General features: G+C 66.1%; 6 protein-coding genes. All 6 read left to right on the top strand.

The window, feature by feature from the left end:
* Nucleotides 1-81 precede the first annotated feature (81 nt).
* The 6 genes from IAE39_RS00815 to IAE39_RS00790 all read left to right on the top strand — a co-directional run bounded on the left by IAE39_RS00815 (nucleotide 82) and on the right by IAE39_RS00790 (nucleotide 9,548).
* Nucleotides 82-1,230, top strand: a complete 1,149-nt coding sequence (locus IAE39_RS00815) for an LLM class flavin-dependent oxidoreductase (RefSeq protein WP_201198474.1) — start codon at nucleotides 82-84, stop codon at nucleotides 1,228-1,230.
* A 17-nt stretch (nucleotides 1,231-1,247) separates the two neighbouring features.
* Nucleotides 1,248-2,312 carry an ABC transporter substrate-binding protein gene (locus IAE39_RS00810; protein ID WP_201198472.1) on the top strand — a complete coding sequence of 355 codons (1,065 nt, stop codon included), beginning with the start codon at nucleotides 1,248-1,250 and terminating at the stop codon, nucleotides 2,310-2,312.
* Nucleotides 2,309-3,367 (top strand): ABC transporter substrate-binding protein, encoded by a 1,059-nt coding sequence (locus IAE39_RS00805; RefSeq protein ID WP_167274616.1) that lies wholly within the window; start codon nucleotides 2,309-2,311, stop codon nucleotides 3,365-3,367. Before IAE39_RS00810 ends, IAE39_RS00805 begins: the two co-directional genes overlap by 4 nt.
* Nucleotides 3,368-3,664: 297 nt before the next feature.
* Nucleotides 3,665-5,908: a TonB-dependent receptor gene (locus IAE39_RS00800; RefSeq protein ID WP_201198470.1), complete on the top strand. Its 2,244-nt coding sequence runs from the start codon at nucleotides 3,665-3,667 to the stop codon at nucleotides 5,906-5,908.
* Nucleotides 5,909-6,056: 148 nt separating this feature from the next.
* Complete coding sequence (locus IAE39_RS00795) at nucleotides 6,057-8,504, top strand: TonB-dependent receptor plug domain-containing protein (protein WP_201198468.1); 2,448 nt, start codon at nucleotides 6,057-6,059, stop codon at nucleotides 8,502-8,504.
* A 291-nt stretch (nucleotides 8,505-8,795) separates the two neighbouring features.
* The gene (locus tag IAE39_RS00790) at nucleotides 8,796-9,548 is read left to right on the top strand and encodes an ABC transporter permease (protein ID WP_201198466.1); all 753 of its coding nucleotides are present in this window, start codon (nucleotides 8,796-8,798) and stop codon (nucleotides 9,546-9,548) included.
* The last annotated feature ends 8 nt before the right edge of the window (nucleotides 9,549-9,556 follow it).

Here is a 9,556-nt window from a genome sequence, read left to right as displayed (position 1 = left end):
GCCCCACAGGCCCTGCGCCCCCATGGCACAGCCGTTGCACCACCCTCCCCACTCGCACACCCTCCCCCTTCAGGAGCCCCCATGACCACCGAATTCTTCTGGCGCCTGCCCTTGGGCACCGACGGCCCGCAGCTGTCCACCGACCGCCACAACCGCGGCAACCCCGTGCACCGCGCCGGCAACATCGCCCCCGGCCGCCTGCCTGACGGCCAAGCCGATGGCTTCACCTACATCGACTACATCGCCCAGGTGGCCAAGGCCGCCGAACTGGCCGGTTTCGAGGGCGCGTTGCTGCCCACTGGCCCGGAGCCGTGGATTGCCGCTGCCGCGCTGGCCCGGGAAACCCGGCGCATCCGCTTTCTGATCGCCTTCCAGGCCACCTGGACCCTGCCCGCCTATGCCGCCCAGCAGGCGGCCATCCTGCAGAACCTCAGCGGCGGCCGGCTGGACTGGAACATCATCACCGGCGGCAACCCGGCCAGCCAGCGCGCCAATGGCGACTTCCTCGAACACGACCTGCGCTACAAGCGCACCGGCGAGTTCCTCGACGTGATCCAGGGCCTGTGGACGCAGGATAAATTCTCCTACGACGGCGATATCTACCGCCTGGAAAACGGCAGCCTGCCGCCTGGCCTGCAGCACGAACGCAAGCCAGGGGTGTACTTCTCCGGTTTTTCCGATGCGGCACTGGAAGTCGCCGCGCGCCATGCCGACGTGTACCTGAACTGGGCCGAACCGATCGACAAGCTCAAGCCGCATATCGAGCGGGTGCGCGAACTGGCCGACAAGCAAGGGCGCACGGTGCGCTTCGGCCTGCGCGTCGACCTGTTCGCCCGCGAAACCGAAGAGCAGGCCTGGCGTGAGCTGCGTCAACAGTTCGACCGCCTGGAAGGCAAAGCCAGCAGCACCGCGAAAAACTTCGTGACCGGCTCGGACTCGGTCGGCGGCGCGCGTCAGGCGGCCTACCACCAGCACCTGCAAGGCTTCGACGAACTGGTGCTGGCACGCAACCTGTGGGCCGGTTTTGCCAAGGCCAAGCCTGGCCCGACGGTGGGCCTGGTGGGCAGCCACCAGCAGATCGCCGAACGCCTGGCCGAATACCGCGACGCCGGGTTCAGCACGTTCATCCTCGCCGCCAACCCGCACCTGGAAGAAGCCCTGCGCATCGGCCAGGAAGTGCTGCCGCTGGTTCAGCAGGCCGCCACCACCCCATTGCAGGCCAGCGCCTGACCGACCGGAGCCCGACCATGAGCCCCCCCCTCGACACCCTGTGGTACACCCGCTGTCCGGTCCCCACCGGGCTGGGCATTGCCGTGCAGCAAGGCTGGCTGCAGGAAGACCTGGCCAGCCTCGGCACCCAGGTGCAGTCGCTGCGCGAAGCCGAGCAGCAGGCCGTGCGCGAATCGCACTTCGACCACAGCCTGCGCAATTCGGTGCGCCACGGCGGCAGCATCCCGGCCATCTGGGCCCGTGCCCAGGGCCGCGATACCCGTGTGATCGGCCTGTCGTGGGCCGATGAAGCACAGTTGATCCTGACCCGGCCAGACAGCGGCATCCATACCGTTAGAGACCTCAAGGGCCGGCGCTTCGGCCTGCCCGACTGGGCGGCGGCGCAGATCGACTTCACCCGTGCCCAGGCCCTGCGCGGGCTGGAGAACGCCCTCAGGCTCGAAGGCTTGCAGGTGGGTGACGTGGAGCTGGTCAACTACCGCTACGACGGCACCTTCAGCGACCGCCCGGTGCGCAACGTGGCCGGTACGCCAGTGTCCAGCACGCAAAGTGAAGGCCGCAACCTGGAGCTGGCCGGCCTGCTGCGCGGCGAAGTGGACGCGATCTTCCTCAAGGGCGCCAGCGCCGTGCAACTGGCCCACGCCTTTGCCCTGCACACGGTCATCGACACCGGCAGCCACCCCGACCCGCTGATCCGCAGCAACAACGGCACGCCACGCACCCTGGCCGTGGACAGCCACCTGCTGGCTCAGCACCCGCACGTAGTGCGCACCCTGCTCGGCTCGGTGCTGCGCGCTGAACGCTGGGCCCATCAGCACCCCGACGAAACCCGCCGCTACCTGGCGCGGGAAACCAACAGCAGCGAGTACTGGGTGCAAGTGGCCTACGGCAATGACGCCCACCTGCGCCTGAGCACGCGCCTGGACGCTCAGGCGATCGACGCCTTGCAAGACTTTGTCGAGTTCCTCAAGCGCTGGCGCTTTATCCCGGCCCGCTTCGAGGTGCGCGACTGGATCGCCCGGCAACCGCTGGAACAATTGCTGGCCCCCACCCCCATGGACAGGAAAACTGTTAGCCCATGACCAAGCCCCTGGAAACCCTCTGGTACACCCACAGCCCGGTGCCCACCGGCCTCGGCATTGCCGTGCAGTCGGGGCGCCTGGCCGAGGCCTTTGCGCCGTACGGCACCAATATCCAGTCGCTGCGCGAGTCCAGCGAACGCGAAGTGCGCGAGGCCCACTACGACCATCACTTGCAGAATTCGGTACGCCACGGCGGCAACATCCCGGCAATCTGGGCTTACGCCAGCGGCGTCGAGACCCGCGTGCTGGGCCTGTCGTGGAGCGACGAGGTGCAGTTGATCCTCACCACCGAAGAAAGCGGCGTGCGCAGCATTCGCGACCTGAAGAACCGCCGTTTCGGCCTGCCCAAGTGGGCCAACGTGCAAATCGACTTCACCCGCGCCCAGGCCCTGCGGGGGCTGGAAAATGCGCTGAAACTGGAGGGCCTGGCGGTGGCCGACGTGGAACTTGTCGACTACCCCTACGGCGGCACTTACAGCGACGATGCCAAACAGCACCTGTATGGCGCCGAAGTCAGCCTGGACACCAGCCGCTTCAGCCGCCGCAACAACGAACTGATCGGCCTGCTGCGCGGCGACATCGACGCCATCTTCCTCAAGGGCGCCCACGCCGTGCACCTGGCCCACGAGTTCGGCCTGCGCGTGGTGGTCGACACCGGCAGCCACCCGGACCCGCTGATCCGCAGCAACAACGGCACGCCGCGCACGCTGACCGTGGACCGCCACCTGCTGGAGCAGCATTTCGAGGCCAGCCGCACGCTGGTCGACACGGTGCTGCGCACCGAGCAATGGGCCTGGGCCAACCCTGAAGAAACCCGGCGCTTTCTGGCCCGCGAGCTGAACACCAGCGAATACTGGGTGGCCGCGGCCTATGGCGACGATGCGCACCGGCGCTTGCGCACCACCCTGGACAGCCGCTCGATCGAGGCATTGCAGGACTTTACCGAGTTCCTGTTCAGGTGGGGGTTCATACCGCGACGTTTCGATGTGCGTGAGTGGATTGATTTTCGTGTGCTGGAGAGTGTGATCGGCTCGACTTCGCGTTTGGCGGTTTGATATTTCTGGGGCTGCTGCGCAGCCCGATCGCGACACAAGGCCGCTCCTACATTGATCGGCGTACGCAGGACCCTTGTAGGAGCGGCCTTGCGTCGCGATCGGGCCGCGAAGCGGCCCCAGCCATTTCAGCCCCACCACTGCTGCCCCAGCAGCACCCGCCCAGCACCCCACTGCTGCCCAATCTGCAACACTCTCTAAAAACCCTGATTAAATCGTTTAAATTCAACAACTTAACAACATGGCACAGTCCCTGCTCTAGCTCTCCCCAACAACGCTTTACATACGGGGAGATCCACCATGCACCAGCTCAATCCACTCGCACGCCAGGTCAGCCTCGCGCTGCTGCTGGCCGGCAGCGGCAGCCAGGCCATCGCCGCCAACGAAGAAAACAACAAAGAGGCGGCCCTGGAAACCGTCACCGTCACCGCCCAGCACCGCGAGCAGACCCTGCAGGAAGTGCCGGTTGCCGTGTCGGCGATCAAGGGCACCAGCATTACCGCCGACGGCGTGCGCGCCATGGGCGACATCACCACCTTCGTGCCTAACGCCTCGGCCAAGAACCCCGACGGCGACGGCCGCCCGCGCTGGTACATCCGTGGCCTTGGCACTGGCGACACCGGCGCGGCCACGGTGTACCCGGTGGGCATCTACGCCGACGACGTCTACCTCAACGCCCCGGTCGCCGGCGGCGGGCCGCTGTTCGACCTGGAACGCATCGAAATCCTGCGTGGGCCGCAAGGCACCCTGTATGGCAAGAACACCACGGCCGGCGCGGTCAACGTAATCTCCAAAAAGCCCACCTTCGACACCGACGGCTACGGCACGGTCGGCTTCGGCAGCAAGAACGAGCGCATCGTCACCGGCGCCATCGGTGGCGCCCTGGTCGACGAAAAACTGGCCGGGCGGGTGGCGCTGTATTCCGAGGAGCGTGACGGCTTCCAGAACAACGACTTCGACGGCAACACCTACGGCGACGTGAACAAAAAGGCCATCCGCCTGCAGTTCCTGGCCCAGCTCAACCCCAACCTGGATGCCCTGCTCAAGCTGCACAGCCGCCAGTTCAAAGGGGACGGCAGCAACGGCTCGCTGCCGGTGGGCCGCTACTACAACGTGGGCTACGAACGCCCGCATGGCCGCGACATTTCGCTGAACGTCAACGAAGACTACCGCCTGGACCATGACGGCGCGTCGCTGACCTTCAATGGGTACCTGGGCGACTACACGCTGACCTCGATCAGCGCCTATGACTACATCCGCAACCGCTCCACCAGCGACGCCGACTACACCCCCTACGAGGTCAATGGCGCAGCCATCACCGACAACAGCTACCGCCAGTGGTCGCAGGAACTGCGCCTGGCCTCGCCGGAAGACCGGCCGCTGCACTGGCTGCTGGGCGCGCATTACTTCCACGAAGACCTCGACAGCTCGGCGCAGCGCATCGTCACGCCCGGGCCAACGCCCAACGGCACCGGCTCCAACCAGGTAGGCACCACGGCCTTTCGCGACTTGGGCTACGACCACCGCACCGACAGCTACGCGCTGTTCGGCAACCTGACCTACGACTTTACCGATGACTTCAGTGTCACCGGCGGCCTGCGCTGGACCCAGGAGAAAAAGGACATCGACCTCGACCTGGTGCAACTGACCCGCACCAGCGCCGACGGCCCGCTGATCCCGCTGGGCGGCGTGGGCAGCAACGGCAACCGCCAGGAAGACAAGACCTGGGAAGCCTGGACCTACGACCTGACCCCCGAGTACCGCATCAACGACAACCTGCGGGTGTTCTTCCGCTACGCCCATGGCTTCCGCTCGGGCGGCTTCAACACCGGGCTGTCGACCAGCCTGGCGCAGTTGACCACGGTTGACCCGGAAAAACTCGATGCCTACGAAATCGGGCTGAAATCGGAGTGGTTCGACCGCCGCCTGATCGTCAACGCCAACGTGTTCTACTACGACTACTCCGACATCCAGGTGAACCTGCTGACGGTGAACAACGGCGTGCTCACCACCGCGCTGACCAACGGCGCCAAGGGCAAGGTCAAGGGCGCCGAGCTGGAGATCGAAGGCCAGCCGACCGAACGCCTGCACCTGCGCGCGGCGGTGTCGTTCCTTGACACCGAGTACACCGACTTCAAGAACACCAACCCCACCACCGGTGCGGTCACCGGCGACTACAGCGGCAACAGCTTCGTGCGCTCGCCGCGCAACGTGGTGTCGCTGGGTGCCGACTACACCATACCGCTGGAGGTGGGTGGCAAGCTGGTGGCCGGCGGCGACGTGAGTTTCCGCGACAAGGAGTACTTCCTGGCCGACCGCCAGAGCAGCGCCGACGCCACCCTCAGCCAGCCCCACTACACCCTGGCCAATGCGCGCCTGAGCTGGTTCAGCCACGACGACAAGCTGAGCGTGACCGGTTTCGTCAACAACCTCACCGACCGCCGCTACCAGGTGCATGGCCGGCCCAACGGCACCGCCGGGCAGTACGTGATCACCTACGGTGACCCACGCACAGTCGGGCTCAGCGTTACCAGCCGGTTCTGATCGTCAAGCCATTGGGGCCGCTGCGCGGCCCATCGCGACGCAAGGCCGCTCCTACAGGAGGGCGCGTTTCCTGTGTAGGAGCGGCCTTGCGTCGCGATGGGCTGCACAGCAGCCCCAAAGGCCCCACGCCGTCTACAAGGATTACCCCATGCCCCACCACACCCCCTTGGCCAGCGCCATCGCCCTGGCCATCGCCGGCCTCGCCGTGCCCACCTTCGCCGCCGAAAGCAACGACCGCCTCGACACCGTGGTCGTGGTCGGCACCCACCGCAGCGACGTCACCGCCCTGCAAAGTGCCGCGCCGGTCGACGTACTGAGCGGCGAGAAACTGCAGGAAACCGGCGCCAGCGACCTGTCCGCGGCGCTCACGGCGCTGTCACCTTCGTTCAGCTTCCCGCAATCGCCACAAGGCGCCTTTGCCGGCTCCATCGCCCAAGGCGCCTCGCTGCGCGGCCTGGCCTCCGACCAGGTGCTGGTGCTGGTCAACGGCAAGCGCCGCCACACCAGCGCCAACGTTACCCGCCAGGGCCTGGTCAACGCCCGTGGCGCGGCGGCAGTGGACCTTAGTCTGATCCCGTTATCAGCCATTGAACGGGTGGAAATCCTGCGCGACGGCGCCGCCGCCCAGTACGGGTCGGACGCGATCGCCGGGGTGATCAACATCGTGCTCAAGGAACGCGACGAAGGCGGCAATGCCGGCTACCGTTTCGGCGGCTACAAGAAAGGCGATGGCCTGCAACGCAAGCTCAGCGGCTGGAAGGGCTTTGCCCTGCCCAACGACGGCTTTCTGACCCTGGCCTTCGACGCCGGCAGCCAGGACCCGGCCAGCGATACCCGCGACGATAACCGCCTGTTCTACCCAGGCTCCACCAGCATCGACACCCCGCGCGAGCAGAACAACCGTTACCGCAACTGGCGCTGGGGCTCGGGCAATGTCTCGGACCAGTACAACTTCACCGCCAATGCCGAAATGGGCCTGGGCGAAGGCCTGAGCGCCTACGGTTTCGCCACCTACGCGCACAAGAATACCGACGCCGAGAACTTCTTCGACCCGCCCACCACACTGCGCAGCAACTACGGCAGCGTGGCCCTGGCACGCTACCCGGACGGCCGCCTGCCAGTCACCCGCTACGGCCTGGAAGACTTTGCCGTCACCGGTGGCCTGCGCTTCGAGGACCAGACGCTGGGCAAGTTCGACCTGGCGCTGAACTACGGCAACAACCGCGTCGACTCCACCGACCGCGATGCCATCAACCCCAGCTGGGGCACGGCTAGCCCGTCGACCATCTACACCGGCCGCCGCGAAGCCGACCAGACCAACCTGACCCTGGACTGGACCCGCGACTTCGCCAACGACTGGCTGTACAAACCATTGACCGTGTCTGCCGGGCTGGCCTGGCGCCAGGAAAACTACGACCTCAGCGCAGGCGACGCCGCCGGCTGGTCCAACGGGCCGCTGTTCAACACCCTCGACCCCATCACTGGCCGGCGCATTCCGGGTTACTACTCAGGCATCACCCAGGTCGATGCCGTGTCGCTGGATCGCCGGGTGATCGGCGCCTACTTCGACGTCGAAGCCCAGCTTACCGAGCAATTCCAGGCGGGCGTGGCGGTGCGCAGCGAGCATTACTCGGACTTTGGCGACACCACCAACGGCAAGCTGTCTGTGCGCTACGACTTCACCCCCGAAATTGCCGCACGGGCCAGTGCCAGCACCGGCTACCGCGCACCGTCGCTGGTGCAGAGCGGGTTGTCGTCGTTCAGCGTGCAAGTGGTGGAGCAGCCGCCGGGCAGCGGCAACTGGGTCGAAGTGCAACAACGTACGCTGCGCGCCGACAGCCCGGAAGCCGCGTTACTGGGCGGCAAGGCACTGAAGCCTGAAGAGTCGACCAACTTCTCCGTGGGCCTGGTGTGGCGGCCGCTGCCCAATGCCTCGGTCACCCTCGACGCCTACCGCATCGACATCGACAACCGCATCACCCTGTCCGACCAGTTGCCGGCTGCGGTGGTGGGCCCGATCTTCGCCGGCACGCCCTACGCCAACATCCAGAGCGCGGCGTTCTACACCAACATCGCCGATACGCGCACCGACGGCTTCGAACTGGCCGGCCACTACCAACTGGATGTGGGCCGCTGGGGACGGCTGGACTTCAACGGCGGTTACGCGCGCAACAACACCCGCATCACCGGGCTGGACGACGTGGGCGGCATCCCCGGCAGCCAGATCATCGGCCGCAACACCCAAGGCCTGATCGAGGACGGCACGCCCAAGGACAAACTCACCCTCAGCGCCAACTGGCTGTATGACGGCTGGAGCGTCACCGTGGCGCAGCGGCGCTATGGCGAGTGGCAGAACCGCAATGCTGCCAACCCGGCACTGGACCAGACCTTCAGCCCGCAGTGGGTGACCGACCTGGACGTGTCGTACCGCTTCGACCTGGGCCTGACCTTGTCGGCGGGGGCGATCAACCTGTTCGACAGCCACCCGGACAAGCTGGAGGGCGCGCAGTTGTATGGCGTGCCGAAGTACTCCATTACCAGCCCGGAGGGGGCGCAGGGGGCGTTCTATTACACCAGTGTGAGTTACGATTTCTGATCTGATGATCTGAAAATGCACTGGCTTCTTCGCGGGTGAACCCGCTCCCACAGGTACTGCACAGGTCTGGAGGTCGGTGCAGTACTTGTGCGGGTTCTGTGGGAGCGGGTTGTGGGAGCGGGTTCACCCGCGAAGAAGCCAACACCAATGCTGCTGACTGACTGTTGCCATCGCAGCACCCCACTGCTGCTGCAGCACCACCCTAACCCGCCAACCCCGTAAATCAGGGGCTGCGCCGCCTGGCACAGCTCTTGCAATACCCCTTTACCCTCTGCTCCCCCAAGGCCAGCCATGCGCGTGCTCTCCCCCCTATCCTGGTTCATCTCCCCGCTGGCCCTGCTCACCCTCTGGGCCGTGATCGCCAACGCCGGGCTGTTCCCGACCAACCTGCTGGTGCCGCCGCAAGAGGTGTGGCTCAGCCTCACTGAGCTGCTGGCCAGCGGCGAACTGCAGGAGCACCTGATCGGCAGCCTGTCGCGGCTGGCCCTGGGCTTTACCGGCGGCGCGCTGGCCGGCCTTGGCTTTGGCGCGACGCTGGCATTGTCGAAGACCGTGGAGGCCTACTGCGCACCACTGTTCCATACACTGCGCCAGGTGCCGAGCATCGCCCTGATCCCGATGTTCGTGCTGCTGTTCGGCGTCGACGAAACCTTCAAAGTGGTGATCGTCGCCAAGACCGCGTTCTTTCCGGTGGCGCTGGCCACCTGTGAAGGCATCCGCGCCATCCCGCGCAGCCATTTCGAAGTGGCGGCGGTGTACCGCCTGCGCTGGCCGACGCTGGTGGGCCGGATCGCCCTGCCGGCTGCAGTGCCGGCAATTGTCACCGGGATACGCGTGGCGCTGACCCGTGCCTGGGTGGTGCTGGTGGCCTGCGAGCTGCTGGCCGCCGACAGCGGCCTGGGGCAAATGATCGAGATGGGCCGGCAGATGCTGCGCATCGATGTGGTGATGGTCGGCGTGGTGCTGACCGGGCTGATCGGCTTCACCCTGGATTTTACCCTGCGCCGCGTGGAGCGGCGCCTGTCGGCCTGGCAAAGCCGCTAAGGAGGTTG

The sequence above is a fragment of the Pseudomonas sp. S37 genome (assembly GCF_016658545.1).
Taxonomy (GTDB): Bacteria; Pseudomonadota; Gammaproteobacteria; order Pseudomonadales; family Pseudomonadaceae; genus Aquipseudomonas.
This window is presented reverse-complemented; position numbering and strand designations above follow the sequence as displayed.